Genomic DNA, 20,871 nt, shown 5'->3' with positions numbered 1-20,871 from the left:
CCGTTCGGCTGGTCTGCCCGGGGTCGAGGTCGTCAGTGCGCCGTGGCTGCCTCGCGGGCACGACGGCCCATCTCGGCCGCCAGCAGCAGGGCTTGACGCGTCGCCCCGACGTTGGCGACGCCCTTGCCGGCGATCTCGTAAGCTGTGCCGTGCGCCGGGGTGGCGATCGGCACCGGATAGCCGCCGAGCAGCGTCACCCCGGTATCGAAGCCGATGAGCTTCATCGCGATCTGACCCTGGTCGTGGTACATGGTCAACACAGCATCGAAGGCGCCAGCCTTGGCGCGCAGAAACACGGTGTCGGACGGGAAGGGCCCCTCGACGCTGTAGCCCTTGGCCTTGGCGGCCTCGACCGCCGGGCCGATGACCTCGATCTCCTCGCTCCCGAAATTGCCCCCGTCGCCGGCGTGCGGGTTCAGCGCCGCGACCGCGATGCGGGGCTCGACGAAGCCTGCCGTGATCATGTTGGTGCGGGTGCGGGCGATGGCGCGGTCGATGTTGGCCCGCGTGATCAAATCGGCCACGCCCTTCAGCGGCACATGCGAGGTGACGCGGGCGTTCCAGATGCCGTTCATGATGTTGTATTCGCTGGCCGTGCCCTCGATGCCGAGAACCTCGTCGAGGAACACGATCTCGTCGGTATAGGTCGGGTGTGCGAGGCGCATGGCGCCCTTGTTGAAGGGGGTGAAGCAGAGCGCATCGATCTTGCCCGCACCCGCGAGGCCGATGCCGGCTCGGAAGTTCGCCACCGCGGAGGCGCCTCCGTCGCGGCTCACCTCGCCCACCGCGATGCTGGCGGGATCGCAGTTGCGCATGTCGACGAAGACCGGTCCGTCCGTCGGCTCCAACGCCTCGTCGAGCGAGCCTACGGTGGGGATGTCGGGCGTGAGGCCCGCCGTGCGGGCGCCGACGTCGAACAGGCGGCGGTCGCCGATGACGATGAAGCGCGCGGCAGCCCGCACGTCGGGGAGCGCGATGACCTTGGCGGTCAGTTCCGGGCTTATGCCCGCGGGGTCGCCCATGGCCAGCGCGATGGTGGGCAAGGATCGGTCCATGGTGTCCCCCGAGACGATGTTCTGTGTTGAACAGACATTGGCACGGAAAAATTCGACACGCAACATGCTGTATGCAGCATTCAGAGATGTCATGCTGCGTGGAAGGTCAGACGCTGTCGCGCACGCGCTCCCAGGTACGATGAAGGTGGAGCCGGACGATGGCGGCCAAGCGGTGCTCGTCGCGGGCTTCCAAGGCCACTATCATCTCGGCATGTTCGGTGACGGCGCTGTCCCATTTCGACTGCTCCTCGTTGCCGATGAAGCGGATGCGCTTCAGCCGCATCTGAATGCCGGCGTGGGTCTCGGCGAGGCAGGCGTTGTCCGCCAGCGCCACGAGGCCAGAATGGATCGCCTGGTTGAGCTTGTAGTATTCGAGCCGGTCGCGGGCGGTGTAGAACCCCATCATGGCGTCGTGGAGAGCCCGGATGCGGGCGATCCCGGCGTCGCTGGCCCCGCGGCAGGCGAGCCGGGCCGCGAGATCCTCCAACGCCACGAGGACGTCGAGCATGCCTTCCACGTCGCGGCTCGTCAGCCTCCTGACAACGGCGCCACGGCCGGGCTGAAGCTCGATCAGCCCTTCGCTGGCCAGAAATTTCAGGGCCTCGCGCAGGGGCGTGCGCGAGACGCCGAGCGCCGCGCCGATCTGTCCCTCGTGGACGCGGGTGCCAGGCGGCAGGGTACCGGCGATGATCATGTCCCGCAGGCGCTCCACGAGATCGTCGTGCAGGCTGCGCCGCTGCATCGGCGGCCCCGCGTCGAAGTCCGTGGCGATAGTCATGAGCTGCCTCCCCGGCGCCAGAGGGGACCGGCAGCCGTGCCGCCTGTTCTACAATATACAGGACGCCGTGGCCCGTCGTTTCAGCGGGCCGCAGTGGCGCGGGCCGGGAAGGCGATGACCAGCGTGCCGAGCACGTAGAAGCCGGCACACACGGCGAAGAAGCCCAGCACCGCCCCGTAGGCGCCCGTGGTTTGGAGGATGGCGCCCGTCACGATCGGGACCGCGATGCCGCCGACGCTACCGGCACAGTTCATCACACCGCCGACGAGGCCGATTGTATCGCGCGGGGCGAGCAGGGCCGGCAGGCTCCAATAGAGGCTCCCCCAATAAAGGAAGAACAGCGTGGCCGACAGCACCGCGATGGCGGCCACGGGATCCGAGACCTGCGGCAGGACCAGGAAGCTGATCAGGGTGGCGAAGCCCGACAGTGCCAGCATCAGCTTGTAGACCGCAGCGCGCGCGAAGCCGCGGGTGATGAGGGCGTCGGCCGAGAAGCCGGCGAAGAGCGAGCCTGCCGTGCCGGAAAGGAAGATGACGAAGGTGGAATACCCGATCTGCTTCAGGTCGAAGTGCCGGGCCTGGACAAGGTAGCTCGGCCCCCAGGTCAGCAGGCCGAAGTTGATCATGGCCCAGCCCATGCGGCCGACCAGCAGTCCCGCCATCGAGCGGGGCGCGATACGGGGTGGGAGGAGGACGGCATCGGCGGCTTGCACCGCGGCATCGCCGCCGCGGATGTGGGCCAGTTCGGCTGCATTGACGCCGGGGTGGACGGCCGGGTCGTCGCGCAGGTATCGCCAGGCCACGACGCCGACCGCAACGGTGGCGAGGCCCGCCACCAGGAAGGCGGTTCGCCAGGAGTCGAAGACGAGGATCAAAGACGCGATCACGACGCCGCCGAAGGCCGCGCCGAGCGGCGCACCGCTGTCCATCAGCACAGCGCCACGGCCGCGCTCGCCCGGTGCCAGCCAGTTCGCGCTGAGCTTGGCGCCCGAGGGAAACAGCGGCGCCTCGGCGGCCCCGAGCCCGACGCGGGTGAGCAGCAGCGTCACGCCGCCCGTCGCCAAGGCGGCCAGGGTCTGGAACAGGCCCCAGAGCACGGTGGCGCCGGTCACGAGCCGGCGCGGCCCGAAGCGGTCGATCAGCCACCCGCCCGGAATCTGCAGCGCCGCGTAGCTCCAGAAGAAGGCGCTGAGCAGCACACCTTGGAGGGTGGGCGAGAGCTGGAACTCGCCAGCGATCGTCGGCATCGCGATGGACAGCGCCGTGCGATCCACGAGGTTCAGGGCGACGAGCAGGAACACGATGCCGAAGATGCGCCAGCGTACGCCGGAGCGCGGGGCCGTTCCTGACACCGCGGCGGCGACGAGCGGACGGGTTGAGGACGACATGGCCTGGGCCTCCCTTGTCGGGCCGTGGCGGCCCTCGATCGTCGCTGGTTTTGGCCGCCCCTCTCTCGGGGGCGTTCGGCACTGTGTCAGGCTCGAGGGCCGGTGCGGTAGATGCGGCGGGCTGTGCCGCAGAAGAGGGCCGCCTGTTCGGCGGCGGGTCGGCCCGCCACGATGCGCTTGAAGCCGGTCATGATGGCGTCGTAGGTGCCGCAGAGGCGGTCGACCGGGAAGTTGCTGGCGAACATCGCTCGCGCGGGGCCGAAAGCCACGATCGCCTCTTCGACGACGCGGCGATTCTCATCGACGCTCCAGGGGCGGCCTTGCAGACCAAGGCCGGAGATCTTGATCGCCGTGTTGGGCCGCGCCGCGAAACGCTCGATGTGGGCGCGCCAAGCCAGGAGGGCCGCGTCGCTGCGGTCAGCCGGCAGGCCGGCGTGGTTCAGCACGATGGTGGTTCGCGGGAAATCGTCCGCGAGGCGCGCCGCCTCGTCGAGATTCCACCAGGGCGTCTGCAGGTCGAAGTGGAGGCCGTGGCGCTCCAGCAGGGCGTAGCCGCGGCGCCAGATTTCATCCGACATGAGTGTCCAGGTGGCCCCGACCTTGTCCGGCCGTTCCGGTCCGCCGGGCTTGTGGCGGACGCTGCGGACCAGGGGCTCGGCGGCCTGCCCCGCCAACACCTCGGCGACATCGTCGCGGTCGAGCCAAGCCTGGGCCACGATGGCATGAGGCCAGCCGTGGCGCGCCGCCAGCGATGCCGCGTAGCGGGTCTCGCCGAGCGGGTCGGCCGAATCCCATTCTGTCTCGACGTAGACGCTCTCGCTCAGGTGGTGGCCGGCGCTGTCGCGTCGAAGGTCGTCCGGCAGGTACGGGTCCTTGATGCTGTCGTAGTTCCCGTAGCGGAATGGGATGCTGACGCCCGGGGCGAGCCAGGGGTGGAGGTTGCGGGTCGGGTCCCAGAAGTGGTGGTGAGCGTCCACCATCGGGCCGTCGTAGAGCGGCTGCGTCGAGGCTCCGTCGCTCGTCTCGCCCTCGGCCAGACCTTCATGCCCGTCGGGATGCCGCGTGAGCGCCATGTCGCCTCTCCCTGTCGCCCGCCCCTCAGGTGTCGCGTCCCGCGTTTCCCGAAAGTCTCTCCCCGTCTGGGTGCGCCGGCCAGATGGCATTTCGGGTCGCCGGTTAGAATCTTCTGTCCCCCCACCCGCCCGGCGGTCCGGAGCCGGCTCCTGTCCAGATCGATCCTGAGCCGCTTGAGAACCCGACACCTCGATTTCCTCGTCACCCTCGGCCGTCACGGCATCCTGCGAAGGGCCGCGCTCGGCATCGGAAGGCCGGCTGCTACCAAGCTGCCGCTGGGGCTCGGGGCGGCGATGGTTCGTTCACTCCTCGTGCGCGTACATTGAGAACTATAGTCCAACGGTTTCGGCGAGGTCCTGTTGCGCCATACCCGCAATGTGTCTGACGTGCTTGAGCGGGCTCAGCGGGGCTTGGACGAGCTCGCCGAAGGCGGGCCACAGCGGGTGCGCGTCGGAGCGGTGTACAGCGCCGCTCCCTGTCTGATGGCGCGGGCCATCGCACGGCTCAAGCGGGACCGACCGACTGCGGTGGTTCAGCCGGTTCGCAGCAGAAACAGGATCGCGCTCATCGCCGACCGCATGTCGGCCCTGCATGGCCTGCCATCCGGGATCAGCCGCCCCGATACAGCCTACCCCATGCCCGTGGCGTCGCTCGTGAAGCCGCCACCCGAGCGCTTGTCAGTTTCCCGCTGCTCGTCGATCCACATGATGATCCCGCTAGCTCGGTCGCCAGCTCCGAATCGCACAACCAGGACGGCCCCACTTTGGGTCAGGCTCTCATTCGAACCGACATCCCATAATCAAATGAGATTGAAATATGAATCCGTGGTGATTTTATCACCGCATTGTGTTTTGGAAACCAAATAATACTATCATTTTTAATGTTTCAACATCACACCGTATACCCTCATCGCTCACGCTGCATGCTTCCGCGTCGCTCTGACGAGGAAGATGCGCGATGCATGCAGAATGCCCATGGGCGAGGCAGCCCGGCCGGTTCGATCCTGGCATCCGACGGTGGTGCTCCGGTCACATCACGACCCCGCTCCGGTCCTCGGCGATGACCGGAATGACGTTTTTGTGGGACTCACTTCCCCCCTCCACGGACATCTCCCACCCCCTCACGACGACATCGCGTCCGTGCAGGCGACGGAAGGGGCCCGGATGCCGGATGTGTCCTTTGTGGGAAATGTTGGCATTGCGCTTGCAGCGCCGTCGCCGACAGCCGGGCGATCCTCGTCCGTGCCGGACCCAGCCCCCTCCGACGGAGCCGCCTCCCATGACCCAGGACACGATCAGCCGGCGCAGGGCACTGAAGCTCGGAGGCGCTGTCGCGGCCGGCACGGTCGCGATGCCGTTCTATGCGCGCCGGGCCTTCGCGGCGGAGCCCATCAAGCTCGGCAGCCTGCTCGACGGCACGGGGGCGCTCGGCCTCGAAGGCCGGCGAATGATCCAGACGACGCAATATGCCGTCGACAAGCTGAACGCCGCCGGCGGCCTGCTCGGCCGTCCGATCCAGCTCATCGCCTACGACACCCAGTCGACGATGCAGCTCTATTCGCAGTTCGCCCAGAAGCTCGCGCTCGAAGACAAAGTCGACGTCATCCAGGGCGGCATCACCTCCGCGTCGCGCGAGGCCATCCGCCCGATCTTCGACCGAGACAAGACGCTCTACTTCTACAACACCCAGTATGAAGGCGGGGTCTGCGACCGCAACGTGTTCTGCACCGGCTCGACGCCCGCCCAGACCGTCGATCACATCGTCGACTACGCATTGAAGACCTGGGGCAAGAAGGCCTATATCGTCGCCGCCGACTACAATTACGGGCACATCACGGCGAGCTGGATGACGAAGTTCATGAAGGACGGCGGCGGTTCCGTCGTCGGCACCGACTTCTTCCCGCTCGACGTCACCAACTTCTCCTCGGCGATCAGCCGCATCCAGCAGGCGGCCCCCGACATCGTGCTCTCGGCGCTGGTAGGCGCCAACCATTCGGGCTTCTACCGGCAGTGGGATGCGGCCGGCATGAAGGGCAAGATCCCGATGGGGTCGAGCGTGTTCGGCCTCGGCGACGAGCTCACCACCATGGACCCGTCCACGACCAACGGCATCGTCACCTGCTACGGCTGGTACAATTCGCTCACGACCCCGGCCAGCGTCGACTTCGTGAAGGGCATGCAGGCCAAGTACGGTGCGGACGTCACCGACCTCGGCGAACTCGACACCGCCACCTTCGACGGCATCATGCTCTGGGCGGACGCGGTCAAGAAGGCCGGCTCGGTCGACCGCGACAAGGTGATCGACGCCTTGGAATCCGGCATCACGGTCGAAACGCCCTCGGGCAAGGTCACCATGGACCCCAAGACCCACCACACGATCCGCACCGCCTACCTGGCGACGCCGAAGGATCGCAAGTGGGACATCCTGCAAACCTTTCCCGACCAGTATCCCGCCGACACCGCCGGTGCCTGCGACCTCATCAAGAACCCGAAGACCAACAAGCAGTTCGTCCCGACGCTGTGATGGCCGGGCCCCGGCGGGCCACTTCGCCGCCGGGGACGATCGATCCGGTGCGCCCGCCAGGGCCACCGCCCCTTCGGAGTTCACCGCATGGACCTCACCGGCCTCGTCGCGTTCAACGTGGTGACGGGCATCGCCACGCTGTTCCTGATCACGATCGGCCTCGGCGTGATCTACGGCATGATGCGCATCATCAACCTCGCCCACGGCGAGTTCATGATGCTCGGCGCCTACACGGCCGTCACCGCGGTCGATCACGGCGTCAACATCTGGGTGGCCCTGCTGGTGCTGCCGCCCCTCGTCGTGGGCCTCATCGGCCTCGCGGTCGAGCGCACGGTCATCCGTTTCCTGTACGGGCGCATGATGGACACGATGCTGGCCACCTGGGGCATCAGCCTCGGCCTGATCGGCCTCGTGACGACGCTCTTCGGCAACGTCGTCAAGGCCGTGCCGACGCCCGTCGGCAGCTTCGAGATCGGCCGTTACGGGGCGAGCCTGTTCAACCTCGTGCTGATCGGCACCGCCCTCGTGGCGATCGTCGCCCTGCTGGGCCTGTTGCGCTTCACGAAGTTCGGCCTCGTCCTGCGCGCCACCATGCAGAACGCCCGCATGGCCGCCGCCCTGGGCGTGTCGCCCGGCACGATCTACATGGCCACCTTCGCGCTCGGCTCGGCCCTCGCCGGCCTCGCCGGCGGCGTGCTGGCTCCCATCTCGGGCGTCTCGCCCGACATGGGCGCGGCCTATATCGCGCGGGCCTTCATCACGGTTCTGGGCGGCGGCCCCGCCATCGTGACGGGCACCGGCCTGGCGTCGGGGCTGTTCGGCTTCATCGACGAACTCGTGTCCTTCCAGACTTCCCCCGTCATCGGCGACGTCGCCCTGCTCTGCGCCGCCGTCCTTCTCATCCGCGTGCTGCCGCAGGGCATCACCGGCCGGTTCCTGAGGCGCAGCCTATGACGCCCGTCCACCTTTCCGCGCGCCGCCGGTCGGGCTTGAGCTTCCTCGCCGTCGTCGGCGCGGGTCTCGCGATCCTGTTCGGCGCCCCGCACCTCGTCGGCACCTACGGCCTGGTGCAACTCACGCTGTTCGCCGCCGTGGCGATCTTCGCGCTGAGCCAGGGCTTCGTGTGGGGCTTCGCCGGGATCATGTCCTTCGGCCAAGCCGCCTTCCTCGGCCTCGGCGCCTACGCCTATGCGGTCGCCGCCATCGACATGGGGGACAGCACCGTGCCGGTGCTGATCAGCGTGGCGGTGCCCATGCTGTTCGCCGCGGCCCTGGGCTACTTCATGTTCTACGGCCGCATCTCGGACGCCTACATCGGGGTCATCACCCTGACGGTCTCGGTGATCCTGTTCCAGCTCACCAACGCCACCTCGGGCAGCCAGTACCACATCGGCCAAGCGGAGCTCGGCGGCTTCAACGGCATGCCCTCCGTGCCGCCCATCAACGTCCCCGGCATGCCGGACGACCAGCTCGACCAGACGGGGATCTGGTACGTCGCCATGGGCAGCCTCGTCGTCGTCTACGCCTTCCTGCGAGCGCTCCTCGCGAGCCGCTTCGGGCGCGTGGTCGTGGCGATCCGCGAGAACGAGACCCGGGCGCAGCTCATCGGCTACGATCCGCGCCTCTACAAGCTCCTGTCCTTCACCGTCTCGGCCGGCATCGCCGGGCTCGCCGGCTGCATCTACGTCAACTGGGGTGGCTTCATCAGCCCCACGGTGTTCGCCCTGTCGATGTCGGCCCAGGTGATCATCTTCGTGCTCGTCGGGGGGCTCGGCACGCTGCTCGGGCCCATCCTGGGCGCCGTGCTGATCCAGGGACTGATCAACGCCGCCGGCGGCCAGTCGGCCGTGGACCCGAACCTCGGGCTCGGCATCATCCTCGTGGCCTTCGTGCTGCTGATCCCGCAGGGCCTGCTGCCCACGGCCCGCGCCCTCCTGGCCCGGGCCGGGTCGCGGAAGGAGCCGGCCCGGGCCGCGGCCGAGACCGCCCGCCCCCTCGCCGCCCAGCCCCTCGCGCCGGAGACACGCCGATGACCGCGACCCGCCCCGGGGCCGCCCCCCTCCGCCCGCTGCTCCAGGCCACCGACGTGTCGATGCGCTTCGGCGGGGTGAAGGCCGTCGACAGCGTGAACTTCACGCTGGGCGAGGTCGAGCTGCGCTGCCTCATCGGCCCCAACGGCGCCGGCAAGAGCACCTTCTTCAAGATGCTGACGGGCCAGCTGAAGCCGAGCTCCGGGCAGATCCGGCTCCGCGACGCCGACATCACGGGCGCCCACCCCCACGAGATCGCCAGGGCCGGCGTCGGCATCAAGACGCAGGTGCCCAACGTCTTCAACGCGCTCACGGTGCGGGAGAACGTCTTCATCGGGGCGGCACGCCGGACGTCGGTGAAGCGCGCCGATGCCATCGTGGACGAGATGCTGGTGCGGCTTCGCCTCACCTCCATCGCCTCGCTCGCCGTCGGCCAGCTGGCGCACGGCCAGCGCCAATGGGTGGAGATCGCCACCGTCCTGGCGGGCGAGCCCGAACTCGTGCTGCTCGACGAGCCCGCGGCCGGCATGACGCAGGACGAGGTCCACCGCACGGCCGAGCTGATCGGCGAGATCAACAAGACCCACGCCCTCATCGTGGTGGAGCACGACATGCCCTTCATCCGCCTGATCGCCAAGACCGTCACGGTCTTCAACCAGGGGCGCATCCTCATGGAGGACGATGTCGGCCGCGTCCTCGCCGACCAGCGCGTGCGCGACGTCTACCTCGGCAAGCAGGCGGCGTGATGAACGGCACCGCGAGCCCTCCCCCACCCTCCGTTCCGCTTCTGTCGGTCGAGGGCCTCCACTCCGGCTACGGCCGCATCCCGATCCTCGGCGGCGTGTCGCTCGCCGTCGGCGAGGGCGAGTTCGTCGGCATCCTCGGCCACAACGGCATGGGCAAGAGCACCCTGCTCCGCACCTTGATGGGCTACCTGCCGGCCACGGCCGGCAGCGTGTCGCTTTCCGGCCGCGCCATAGCGGGGCTGTCACCCACCGCCAGGGCCCGCGCCGGCATGGGCTACGTGCCCCAGGGGCGCGAAATCTTCCCCGGCCTCAGCGTCCACGAGAACCTGCGCATGGGTTGCCTGCTCGGCGGAGCCCCGGAGGCGGGGCGGATCGAGGAGATCCTGGGGCTTTTCCCGCGCCTCAAGGCCTATCTCGACCGGCCGGGGGGCGCCCTGTCGGGCGGCGAGCAGCAGCTCCTGGCGTTGGCGCGATGCCTCTGCGGCGCGCCCCGCATCGTCCTGCTCGACGAGCCGACGGAGGGCATCCAGCCTTCCATCATCGAGGAGATCATCGAAACGCTCCAGCTCATCGGCCGGGAGCGGGGCCTCACCGTGCTGCTCGTCGAGCAGAACCTCAACTTCATCGCCTCGCTGTCCCGCCGCATCCTCATCCTGAAGAAGGGCGCCATCACGGGCGAAGTGCCGCCGGAGGTCGCCCGCGACCGGGCCATGATCGACGAATTCGTCGGCATGGACTGACCTCGCCTCACCCCTTCCCAGACCGAGACCCGCCCCATGGACGCCATCCCCGCGAACCCCATCCCCGCGAATCCCACCGCCGTCGACCCCGTCGAGATGACGGTGGCCGACGCCCAGGCCGCCTTCGCGGCCGGCACGACGTCGGAAACCCTGACGCGGCTCTTCCTCGAGCGGATCGCGCTCCACAACCCGCACTACAACGCCCTGATCGTGATGAACCCCGACGCGCTGGCGGACGCGCGCGCCATCGACCGGCGCCGCGCCGCGGGCGAAGAGCTCGGGCCGCTGGCCGGCGTGCCGGTGGTCATCAAGGACACCATGGACGTCGCCGGCCTGCCCAGCACCGGGGGGTGGCGTTTCCTCAGCGCGAAGGCGGGCGGCACCGACCTGATCCCCGAAACGGACTCCCCCGTCGTGGCCCGCATGCGGGCGGCGGGCTGCGTCATGCTGGGCAAGACCAACGTGCCCGTGCTCAGCGCCACCGGCAGCCACGCCAACGACAGCTGGGCGGGGCCGACCATCAATGTCGCCGCTCCCGACTGCATCCCCGGCGGCAGCAGCGCCGGCACGGCTGCCGCCGTGGCGGCCAGCATGGCGGTGCTCGGCCTGGCCGAGGAAACGGGCGGCTCGATCCAGAACCCGGCCTCCGCCCATGGGCTCGTCGGGCTGAAGCCCACCTTCGGCCTCGTGCCGAACGCCGGCGTCATGCCGCTCGCCGGCAGCACCCGCGACGTCGTCGGGCCGATCGCCCGCTGCGTGCGCGACGCGGCACTGACGCTCGACGTTCTGGCCGGGTACACGGCGGCCGACCCCAAGACGGTGGCGGGCATCGGCAAGCGGCCGGCGGGCGGCTACGCGTCCGGGCTCGACCCTTCGGCTCTGCGCGGCAAGCGCCTCGGCCTCTACGGGCCCGGCTGGCGGGACCGGCCCTTGTCGGCCGAGACGGCCGAGCTGTACCGCGGCGCCCAGGCCGAGATCGCGGCCCGCGGCGCGGTGCTCGTCGAAGATCCGCTGGCCGGCTCGGGCTTCGCCGACATCGGCCGGCCCGTCGAGGGCTCGGACCACTACGACGCGCGCGGCATGGAATCGGTCGCCTTCGACCTGCATCAGTATCTCGGGCGCATGGGGCCGTCGGCGGCGCTGCGCTCCTTCGCGGATTTCGCCGCCGCCACCGCCGAGGAGGACTGCTTCGCCCCCGGCGGCGTGCTGCACATGATGCACCAGCTGCCGCAGTTCGGCCCCGCCCTCGCCGACCCGCTGACGCCGCCCGACCTGTCGGACTTCCTCGCCGCCCGGGAAAGCTACCTCGCCATCCTCGACCGCGTGATGGCGCGGGAGCGGCTCGACGGATTCGTGTTTCCCCAGATGCGGGACGCGCTGCCGCCGCTGCACGGCACCGAAACGCTGCACGAGACCACGGTCTGCGAGATCAACATCGCCGGCCTGCCGGGGTTGACGGTGCCGGCCGGGCGCTACGCTTCGGGCGCGCCCTTCAACCTCATCTTCGTCGGCCCGCTGTGGAGCGAGGCCGCCCTGCTCGGCATGGCCTACGATTACGAGACGGCCACCCGGTATCGCTGCGCCCCGACACTCCACGGCGCCTGAGATGTCTCGCCACGCGCCGCCGATCCGTTCCAAGCTGAACCCGCCGCGGCTCGGGCCGAACCGCGACGCGGCGATGGGGGGGCGCGACCACGATGCTGACGGACCATCGCCACGGGGAGATCCTGACGCGCCTGCGCAGCGCCGGGAGGGTCGGGGTGGCGGAGGTCGCGGCCGTCCTCCAGGTGTCCGACGAGACGATCCGGCGCGACCTCAAGCAGCTGGAGGAACGGGGCCTGCTCCGGCGCATCCACGGCGGCGCCGTGCCCCAGCGCCTCGACCGGGACCGGCCGCTGACGGAGCGCGGCCGCATCGCCCCGCGCGAGAAGGCTCGCGTCGCCGTTCTGGCGGAGCGCCTGGTGCAGGACGGCATGTCGGTCTTCATCGACACCGGCACCTCGACGCTGGCGCTGGCGCGGCAGATCAAGGGGCGGCACCTCGCCGTGACGACGAACTCGATCGACGTCGCCCTGATGCTCGCCGATGGCCCCGCGACGGTGTCCATGACGCCCGGCACCGTGAGGGCCAAGGACCACGCCCTCGTGGGCTACGAGACCCTGGCCTATGCGCAGCGCTACTTCTTCGACATCGCCTTCATGGGCATCTCGGCCTGCGACATAGACCATGGCTGGATGGACTACGAGGAACACGAGAGCGTGCTGCGCCGCGCCCTGAAGAAGCAGGCGCGGCGGGCGGTGATCCTGGCCGATTCCGGCAAGTTCGGCCGCCAGGCCAACATCAACACGTTCGCGCTCGACGTCCCGGTGACGCTGGTCACCGACCGACCGCCCCCGAAGCCCTTCCTGGACGCGTTTGACCGGCATGACATCGAGATCATCTCAACCTGAGGGACGCAGCGACGGGGGCCATGACATCCACGGCCTGCTCGACCGCTTCGCGCGGCTCGGCGCGACGCCGGGAGGCGGCATCACCCGCCTCTGCGCCTCGCCGGCCGACGGCGAAGCGCGCGACCTCTTCGCGGCCCTGCTCGGCGAGGCCGGTGCCATCGTCACCACGGACGGCGTCGGCAACCAGTTCGGCCGCTTCCCGCTCGCCGGCGTCGAGGGCGCGCCGCTGGTGATGGCTGGATCGCATCTCGACAGCCAGATGCGCGCCGGCCGGCTCGACGGTACGCTCGGCGTCGTGGCCGCCCTCGAGGTGGGCCGCACGCTGATGGGGCGGAAACGGGATGGCGCGCCCTTCGACGCGGACTTCTGCGCCGTCAACTGGACCAACGAGGAGGGCGCGCGATTCCGTCCGAGCCTGCTGGGCAGCGGCGCCTATGCGGGCCACCACGACGCCGCCTTCGCGCTGTCCCGCCGGGACGACGACGGGGTGAGCCTCGGCGACGCGCTGGAAGCCATCGAGTATCGGGGCCGTGACGCCGCACCCGCCGTGCCGGCCTGCTATCTCGAACTGCATGTCGAGCAGGGATCGGTGCTGGAGGAGGAGGGCGCCACCATCGGCGTGGTGGCGCGGAACTGGGGCGCGCTGAAGGTCGAAGCCGTCTTCGAAGGCGAGCAGGCCCATACGGGGCCGACCCGCATGGACCGGCGGCGGGACGCGCTGCTGGCGGCGGCCCATGCCATCACGGCGGCGCGCGCCCTGGCCGATCGCTGGCCCGGCCGGCTGCACACCTCCGTCGGGCGCCTTCTGGTCGAGCCCAACTCGCCCAACGTCGTGCCGGCCCGCGTCGCGCTGTCCCTGGAGGTCCGCTCCGCCGACGACGCCGTGCTGGCCGAAGCGGGGCGTTTCGCCGACGCGCTCCTCGCCACGGCCGCCGCGGAAGCGGGCGTCGGCCTGACGATCGCGACCCGGTCCGAACGCCCGATCCGGTCGTTGCCGCAGGCCGTCGGGGACCTCGTCTCCTTCTGCGCCGAAACGTCGGGCCACCGCACGCTCCGGATGGACACGGTGGCGGGTCACGACGCGCTCAGCCTGCTCGGCCGCTGCCCCTTGGGGCTGATCTTCGTGCCGAGCGTCGGCGGCGTCGCCCACAACGAGCGCGAGGCGACGCATGCGGCCGACCTCGACGCGGGACGCGACGTGCTCCTCGACGCCGCCGATCGGCTGTGCCGCGCAGGCGGCTCGCCGGAGCGCGCCACGAGGTCGCCGGGAAGCGCGCCGGAGCGAACCGAGCGCCGGCCGGGATCGGCGCCGTGACGGCGGTCGGGAACGCCGACCCCGCGGCGCTCCCCATCCCGGAGGCGCTCGGCCGCCTGCCCGGCGGGACAGCCGCGTGGGGGACGACAGGCGCACTGGCGGCGGCGCCCATCGCCTCTCCCATGCACCGTGCGGTCGCGTCGGACTGCGTCCGCGTCGAGCGGGCGGGGGGGGCGGCGGCCTTCCTCAAGATCCGCCATCCCGACATGGCGGCCGACGTCGTCCCCTGGGCGGCGGACGCCGCCCGCAAGGCGGCGGCGCTCGGTGTCGGCCCGGACGTCCTGGGGGAAGCCGAGGGCGTGCTGGCCCTGGCCTGCCTCGACCCGCCCTGGCGCACGGCGACCGTCGGCGACCTCCAGGACGCCGACACGCTGGGCCGCGTGCTGGACGCCAAGCGCCGGCTCCACGCGGACGCCCCGCTCGGGCGCCGCTTCTGCCCCTTCGACCGGATCCGCGCCCTGGCCGTGGAAGCCGCCGCCACCGAGGCGCCCCTGCCTCGCGACGCCACGTCCCTTCTCGCTGCCGTGGACCTCGTCCGCGAGGCGATCGCGGCCGCGGGCTTCGACCTGCGCTTCTGCCACAACGACGGCACGGCCTCGAACGTCATGCTGGACGGCACCGCCCTGCGCCTCGTCGACTTCGACGCGGCCGGCGACAACGATCCCTGGTTCGACGTCGCCACCACGATCAACGAGGCCTGCGAGTTCGACGCCGAGCGGCGTGCCGCCGTCGAGCGCTACGCCGGGCGCTGCGACGAGCGCCTGTTCAATCGCTGCCGCCTTTACGGCGCCGTCGACGATCTCATGTGGGGCCTGTGGGGCGTGACCCGCGCGGTGACGACGCGGAGGAGCGGCATCGAATTCTTCAAATACGGGCAATGGCGCCTGTTGCACGCCCGCACGGCGCTCGCGGCGCGGGATTTCGAGACGTGGCTGCGGCGCCTGTGAGCGCCTGCGCGGGGAACGGATCCGTCATGGCTTGGAAGCGATGGGGCGAGGGCATCGACGAGTCCGACTGGGCGATCGAGGCGGTCCTGACCGAGGTGCCGGCGTGGTCCGGGCGCCTCGCGCGCTACCGCCCGGTCGCTGGCGGCCTGTCGAACAGCAATTGGCGCGTGTCCATCGACGGCGACCGCGATTACTTCGTGAAGTTGCCGGGCCGCGGCACCGAGATGTTCATCGCGCGCGACGCCGCCCACGAGGCCAGCCGTCGGGCCGAGGCCTGCGGCTTCGGCGTGGAGGTGGTGGACTTCCTGCCCGAACGGGGCGTCGAGATCTTCGCCTTCGTCGAAGGCTTCCGGGCCTCGTCCAACCTCGACTTCCTGCGCGGCTCCGTCCGCCGCAACGCCGTGGCGGCTTTGAAGGCCTTCAACGATTCCGCTCCCCTGTCGCTGACCAAGACGATCTTCGACCAGATCTCGGAGCATGTCGCCCAGGTCGCGGCGGTGGGAGGCCGCGTGCCGTCCGACCACGCCTTCCTGATGCGCCGCTTCGAGGAAGCGAAGGCGGCCTTCCTCGCCGCCGGCCTCGATCTCGTCCCCTGCATGAACGACACGCTGGCGGGCAACTTCATGCTCGACACCGACGACCGCATCATGCTGGTCGACTTCGAATACGCGGCCAACAACGAGCGCAGCTACGAACTCGCGCTCTGGTTCGACGAGATGGGTTTCGAGCCCGACGTCGAGCGCGACATGATCGAGGCCTATTGGGGGCGGGTCGACCCCGGGCTGGAAGCGCGCATCGCCGTGCTGAAGGCGCTCGCCGATCTGAAATGGGCCACCTGGGCCATGATCCAGGAGGCCGTCTCCGCCCTCGACTTCGATTATCGCAAGTACGGCACCTGGAAACACCGCCGGGCCCGCACCCTGTTCCACCATCCCGACTGGCATCGATGGCTACACCGCCTTTGATGACCTGAGGACGCTTCCACCCCGATCAGGAGCCCGCCATGGCCGTCGCCCGCCCCACGCTCGACCAGATGACCGCGATCGTCGAGAGCCTCGGCATGAGCCTCGCGCCCGAGCGCGTCGCGGAGTTCATGGCCCACATGGGCGGCAGCTTCGCCGCCTACGACGCCGTCGAGGCGCTGCCGGACTTCGTGCCGGAGGTGAAGTATCCCCGCACCCCCGGCCACTTCCCGAGCCCGGCCGAGAACCCGCTGAACGCCTGGTACGTGAAGAGCGAGGTGAAGGGCGCGCCGGAGGGGCCGCTCAAGGGCCGCACCGTGGCGCTGAAGGACAACGTGTGCCTGGCCGGCGTGCCGATGATGAACGGCTCCGCGACGCTCGAAGGCTACGTGCCGAACCTCGACGCCACGATCGTGACCCGGCTGCTCGACGCCGGCGCCACGATCCTCGGCAAGGCCCATTGCGAGCATTTCTGCTTTTCGGGCGGCAGCCACACCAACTCGTCGGGGCCGGTGGTCAACCCGCTGAAGCCGGGATACTCGGCCGGGGGATCGTCGTCGGGCAGCGCCGCCCTGGTGGCGTCGGGCGAGGTCGACATGGCGGTCGGCGGCGACCAGGGCGGCTCCATCCGCATCCCGGCCGCCTATTGCGGCATCTACGGCATGAAGGCCACCCACGGCCTCGTCCCCTACACGGGCGTGATGCCGATCGAGTCGACGATCGACCACACCGGCCCGATGACGCGGACCGTGGCCGACAACGCCCTGATGCTGGAGGTGCTGGCCGGCGAGGACGGGCTCGACCCGCGCCAATACGCGCCGCGCGTCGCCCCCTACACGCAGGCGCTGGGCCGCGGCGTGAAGGGCCTGAAGGTCGCGATCGTGCGCGAAGGCTTCGGCTTCGCCCAGAGCGAGGCGGACGTGGACGCGAAGGTGAGGGCCGCCGCCGAGGAACTCCGCAAGCTCGGCGCCGAGGTCGACGAGATCTCGATCCCGATGCACCTCCTCGGCCCCGCCATCTGGACCCCGGTGGCGAGCGAGGGCGCGCAGGCGCAGATGATGCTCGGCAACGGCATGGGCTTCAACTGGAAGGGCCTCTACACCGTGTCGCTGCTCGACGCCCACGCGGCCTGGCGCGAGCGCGCCGACGCATTGAGCGACACGCTGAAGATCACCATGATGGTGGGCCAGTATTTCACGCAGGCCTACCGCGGCCGCTTCTACGCCAAGGCGCAGAACCTCGCGCGCCAGCTGAAAGCCGCCTACGACGCCGCGCTCGCCACCCACGACCTCCTGCTGATGCCGACGCTGCCCTTGAAGGCGACCCCGCTGCCGCCGCCGGACGCGCCGCTCGGCCTCGTGCTGCAGCGCGCCTTCGAGATGCTGCCCAACACCGCCCCCTTCGACGTCACCGGCCACCCCGCCATGGCGGTGCCCTGCGGCATGACGGACGGGCTGCCGGTCAGCATGATGCTGGTGGGCCGGCACTTCGACGAGATGTCGATCTACGCCGCAGCTGCGGCCTTCGAGGGCGCGACCGACTGGAGGGCGCTGTGAGCGCCCTGTCCGACGACCTGGCCTTCGCGGGACTGGTCGAGATCGGTGGGCGGATCGCCGCGCGCGAGCTGTCCCCCACGGAGCTGACCCGCGGCCTGCTGGAGCGCATCGCGGAGCGCGACGGCGCGCTGCACGGCTACGAGACCGTGATGGCGAAGAGCGCCGTCGCCGAAGCGGAAGCGGCGACGCGCGAGATCGCGGCCGGCCGGCGCCGCGGCCCGCTCCACGGCGTGCCGCTCGCCGTGAAGGACCTCTTGTGGACCCACGACGCGCCGACGGCCGCCGGCATGGCGATCCACCGCGGCTTCCGCGCCGCCGAGGACGCGACCGTGGTGGCCCGGCTGCGCGCCGCCGGCGCCGTGATCCTCGGCAAGCTCGCCATGACGGAGGGCGCCTACGCGGGCTACCACCCCGACATGACCGTGCCGGTCAACCCGTGGGACGCCGAGGCCTGGCCCGGCACCTCCTCGTCGGGCTCGGGCGTCGCCACCGCGGCGGGCCTCTGCTACGGCTCCATCGGCTCGGACACCGGCGGCTCGATCCGCTTTCCGTCCGCCGCCAACGGCCTCACCGGCATCAAGCCCACCTGGGGCCGCGTCAGCCGCCACGGCGCATTCGAGCTCGGCGCGACGCTCGACACCCTCGGCCCGATGTGCCGCTCGGCTGAGGACGCCGCCGCCATGCTGGGCGCCATCGTGGGCGCCGACCCGAAGGACCCGACGGCGCTCCGGGCCCCGGCGCCCGACTGTCTCGCCGGGATCGGCGGCGGCGTGCGGGGGCTGCGCATCGGCGTCGCGCCCGCCTTCGTCGCCCTCGGCTGCGATGCCGACGCGGTCGCGGCGGTGGACGGCGCGCGCGACGCGCTGTCGGGTCTCGGCGCCGAGATCGTCGAGATCGCCTTTCCGGATGCGTCGCAGGTCCTGCGCGACTGGTTCACGCTGTGCGCCGTCGAGGCGGCCTCGTTCCACGCGGACAGCTATCCGTCCCGACGCTCCGACTACGGCTCGATCCTGGCGACCTTCCTCGACATGGCCGGCGGCGCGAGCGCCGTCGACCTGCACCGCATCGGGGTGAGGAGGCTGGAGTTCCGCGGCCGGGTCGAGGCCGCCTTCGACGGCATCGACCTCCTGCTCCTGCCCGTGCAGGGGCTGAGCGGCCCCACCATGGCGGGGGTGCTGGAGGCGGCCGAGTCCGAGCGCGGCATCGAGAACCTGCTGCGCTATTCCTGCCCCTTCAACATGACGGGGCAGCCCACGATCACCCTGCCGGCGGGTGCGACCGCGGCGGGCCGCCCCGTGGGCGTCCAGCTCGTCGGCCGTCCCCTCGACGAGGCGCTGCTGTGCCGCGCCGGGCACGCCTTCCAGACGGCCACGGACTGGCACCGGCGGCGTCCGGCGCCGGCATCGTGACGGGCGCCCCCCTCGCCGCCGCGTGAGGCTGCACCGGATCCTCGCGCGAATGGCGCCGGTATGCGCTCATTCGTCGATGACCTGAGGCGAGGCTATGCCCGAGGCGAAGATCAAGAACGCCCGCTTTCGCGCGAGCCGAATCAGCCATGAAGTGCCCGGCTGGGTTGTCAGCGGACTGACCGTCATGGACGGAAGCGTGGGCGGAAGCGGGACGTGACGCCGGTGCGTTCAGTGTGCCTCGATCGGCCCAGCCGCCTTCTGCGGTTTCTTCAGGAGCGGGATCGCGGCGAGGCTGACGATCAGCCCGACCGCTATGATCCAGAAGGCGTCGCCGTAGGCCATGACATAGGCCTCCCGCCGCGCCTGCGACGCGATGAGCCCGAGCGCCTGGCCCTGCGCGGCGACCGGGTCGACGACATGGGCCCTCATCGCCTGCGCCATGGCGGCGAGGCGTGACTGGGTGAGGGTCGCGTTGCGCGTCATGGCCTCGGCCAGCACGGAGAAGTGCATGTGCTCGCGCCGGTCGATCATCGTCGACAGCATGGCGATGCCGATCGAGCCGCCGAGGTTGCGCATCATGTTGGACAGGGCCGAGGCGTCGGCGGTGTCGCGCGGCGCGAGGCCGGCCGTCGACATCTGCGACAGCGGCACGGTGAACAGCGGCTGGCCGGCGGCGCGCAGCAGCTGTGGCAGGATCAGCTGGTCCATGCCGACGTCGTGGGTGAGGCCGACGTTGATGAAGCAGCTCAGCGCGAAGAGCAACGTGCCGGCGACGACCAGGAGCCGCGGGTCGAAGCGCCTCATCAGGAATGGCATGGCGGGGAACAGCACGAGCTGCGGCAGCCCGCTCCACATCACCACGTAGCCGATCTGTTCGGCGTTGTAGCCCTGGATCTGCGCGCAATAGACCGGGATGACGTAGATGGAGCCGAAGGACACGGCCCCCAGCACCGTCATCAGCAGGCAGCCGCCGCCGACCGAGCGGTTCTTGAGGACGCGCAGGTTGATGAAGGGCCGCTCCGCCATGAGCTCGCGGAGGATGAAGCCGCCGATGCCGAGCACCGCCAGCGCCGTGCCCTCGACGATGATCGGCGAACCGAACCAGTCCTTGCGCTGCCCTTCCTCCAGCACGAAGGTCAGAGCCGGGAGGCCCGTCGCCATCAGGCCGATGCCGAACCAGTCCCCCTCGGCGAGGTCGCCGAGCTTCAGCGGCGCCGGGTCGAGGGCGTAAAGCTGCAGCGCCAAGGCGAGCGGCCCGGGCACGAGGTTGAGGTAGAAGATGTAGTGCCAGGACAGGTTGTCGGTCAGCCAGCCGCCGACCGTCGGGCCGATGGCGGGCGCGAAGGTGGCGGTGAGGCCGAACAGGGCGATGCCGACCGCCTGCTGCGACTTCGGCAGGCGCGTGCGCACGATGGTGATGGCGGTGGGGATGAGCACGCCACCGGTGAAGCCCTGGCCGGCGCGGAACAGGATCATCTCGGGCAGGCTCGTCGACAGCGCGCAGGCGACCGAGAAGCCGATGAAGAGGCCCGTGTTGACGGCGAGGTAGCGCCGCAGGCCGAAGATCGAGCCGAGCCAGCCCGTGAGCGGGATGACGATGATCTCGGCCATCAGGTAGGCGGTGGAGATCCAGCTCCCCTCGTCCGAGGACGCGCCGAGCGCGCCCTCGATGTCGCTGAGCGAGGAATTGGTGATCTGGATGTCCAGGATGGCCGTGAAGGCGCCGAGGATGGCGGCCGCGACGGCGAGCCACTGGCGCAGCGAGGCCTTCTCGGTGTCTGGATGCATGGTGAGGGGGACCCGGTCAGCGTGTCTCGGCCGAGCCGACGAGGGTGCGGCTCGGCCGCGCGTCGCCCCGCGTTTCGACCGTGGCCTCGACCGACAGGCCCGGCCGCAGG

Annotated in this window: 17 protein-coding genes; 12 read left to right on the top strand and 5 right to left on the bottom strand. The window is 70.3% G+C overall.

What is annotated here, in order from left to right:
* Positions 1 to 32: 32 nt before the first annotated feature.
* From D3273_RS19005 to D3273_RS18990, 4 genes are all read right to left on the bottom strand, one after another.
* Entirely contained in the window at positions 33 to 1,055 is a 1,023-nt protein-coding gene (locus tag D3273_RS19005) for a 4-hydroxythreonine-4-phosphate dehydrogenase PdxA (protein ID WP_129228474.1), read from the bottom strand.
* A gap of 106 nt (positions 1,056 to 1,161) precedes the next feature.
* Entirely contained in the window at positions 1,162 to 1,833 is a 672-nt protein-coding gene (locus D3273_RS19000; protein WP_129228473.1) for a GntR family transcriptional regulator, read from the bottom strand.
* Between the two features lie 80 nt (positions 1,834 to 1,913).
* A complete protein-coding gene (locus D3273_RS18995) occupies positions 1,914 to 3,221 on the bottom strand; it encodes an MFS transporter (protein WP_129228472.1) in 1,308 nt (435 codons plus the stop codon).
* Positions 3,222 to 3,307: 86 nt separating this feature from the next.
* Positions 3,308 to 4,294, bottom strand: a complete 987-nt coding sequence (locus tag D3273_RS18990; RefSeq protein ID WP_129228471.1) for an amidohydrolase family protein — start codon at positions 4,292 to 4,294, stop codon at positions 3,308 to 3,310.
* 1,279 nt (positions 4,295 to 5,573) lie between these two features.
* Here D3273_RS18990 and D3273_RS18985 point away from each other — a divergent pair.
* The 12 genes from D3273_RS18985 to D3273_RS18930 all read left to right on the top strand — a co-directional run bounded on the left by D3273_RS18985 (position 5,574) and on the right by D3273_RS18930 (position 18,973).
* The gene (locus D3273_RS18985) at positions 5,574 to 6,818 is read left to right on the top strand and encodes an urea ABC transporter substrate-binding protein (RefSeq protein WP_129228470.1); all 1,245 of its coding nucleotides are present in this window, start codon (positions 5,574 to 5,576) and stop codon (positions 6,816 to 6,818) included.
* An 87-nt stretch (positions 6,819 to 6,905) separates the two neighbouring features.
* Positions 6,906 to 7,772 carry a branched-chain amino acid ABC transporter permease gene (locus D3273_RS18980; RefSeq protein WP_129228469.1) on the top strand — a complete coding sequence of 289 codons (867 nt, stop codon included), beginning with the start codon at positions 6,906 to 6,908 and terminating at the stop codon, positions 7,770 to 7,772.
* Positions 7,769 to 8,851 carry an ABC transporter permease subunit gene (locus D3273_RS18975; RefSeq protein ID WP_129228468.1) on the top strand — a complete coding sequence of 361 codons (1,083 nt, stop codon included), beginning with the start codon at positions 7,769 to 7,771 and terminating at the stop codon, positions 8,849 to 8,851. Before D3273_RS18980 ends, D3273_RS18975 begins: the two co-directional genes overlap by 4 nt.
* Complete coding sequence (locus D3273_RS18970) at positions 8,848 to 9,594, top strand: ATP-binding cassette domain-containing protein (protein WP_129228467.1); 747 nt, start codon at positions 8,848 to 8,850, stop codon at positions 9,592 to 9,594. Before D3273_RS18975 ends, D3273_RS18970 begins: the two co-directional genes overlap by 4 nt.
* Positions 9,594 to 10,334 carry an ABC transporter ATP-binding protein gene (locus tag D3273_RS18965; RefSeq protein WP_129228466.1) on the top strand — a complete coding sequence of 247 codons (741 nt, stop codon included), beginning with the start codon at positions 9,594 to 9,596 and terminating at the stop codon, positions 10,332 to 10,334. Before D3273_RS18970 ends, D3273_RS18965 begins: the two co-directional genes overlap by 1 nt.
* 36 nt (positions 10,335 to 10,370) lie before the next feature.
* Entirely contained in the window at positions 10,371 to 11,939 is a 1,569-nt protein-coding gene (locus tag D3273_RS18960) for an amidase (protein ID WP_129228465.1), read from the top strand.
* Positions 11,940 to 12,031: 92 nt separating this feature from the next.
* Entirely contained in the window at positions 12,032 to 12,784 is a 753-nt protein-coding gene (locus D3273_RS18955) for a DeoR/GlpR family DNA-binding transcription regulator (protein ID WP_129228464.1), read from the top strand.
* Positions 12,759 to 14,099, top strand: coding sequence for a Zn-dependent hydrolase (locus D3273_RS18950; protein ID WP_129228463.1), 1,341 nt, complete (start codon positions 12,759 to 12,761; stop codon positions 14,097 to 14,099). Before D3273_RS18955 ends, D3273_RS18950 begins: the two co-directional genes overlap by 26 nt.
* Positions 14,096 to 15,046 (top strand): phosphotransferase family protein, encoded by a 951-nt coding sequence (locus D3273_RS18945; RefSeq protein WP_245501277.1) that lies wholly within the window; start codon positions 14,096 to 14,098, stop codon positions 15,044 to 15,046. Before D3273_RS18950 ends, D3273_RS18945 begins: the two co-directional genes overlap by 4 nt.
* A 26-nt stretch (positions 15,047 to 15,072) precedes the next feature.
* A complete protein-coding gene (locus D3273_RS18940; RefSeq protein ID WP_129228462.1) occupies positions 15,073 to 16,011 on the top strand; it encodes a phosphotransferase in 939 nt (312 codons plus the stop codon).
* Between the two features lie 38 nt (positions 16,012 to 16,049).
* Positions 16,050 to 17,564, top strand: coding sequence for an amidase (locus D3273_RS18935; protein ID WP_129228461.1), 1,515 nt, complete (start codon positions 16,050 to 16,052; stop codon positions 17,562 to 17,564).
* Positions 17,561 to 18,973 carry an amidase gene (locus D3273_RS18930; RefSeq protein ID WP_245501276.1) on the top strand — a complete coding sequence of 471 codons (1,413 nt, stop codon included), beginning with the start codon at positions 17,561 to 17,563 and terminating at the stop codon, positions 18,971 to 18,973. The genes D3273_RS18935 and D3273_RS18930 overlap by 4 nt, the downstream gene beginning before the upstream one ends.
* Positions 18,974 to 19,201: 228 nt before the next feature.
* Here the strand turns inward: D3273_RS18930 and D3273_RS18925 are convergent, their stop codons facing one another.
* Positions 19,202 to 20,761 carry an MDR family MFS transporter gene (locus D3273_RS18925; RefSeq protein WP_129228460.1) on the bottom strand — a complete coding sequence of 520 codons (1,560 nt, stop codon included), beginning with the start codon at positions 20,759 to 20,761 and terminating at the stop codon, positions 19,202 to 19,204.
* Positions 20,762 to 20,871 lie beyond the last annotated feature (110 nt).

The organism is Lichenibacterium minor (assembly GCF_004137685.1).
Classification (GTDB): Bacteria; Pseudomonadota; Alphaproteobacteria; order Rhizobiales; family Beijerinckiaceae; genus Lichenihabitans; species Lichenihabitans minor.
The sequence above is the reverse complement of the archived record's forward strand: the minus strand, read 5'-3'. Positions and strand labels throughout refer to the sequence as shown.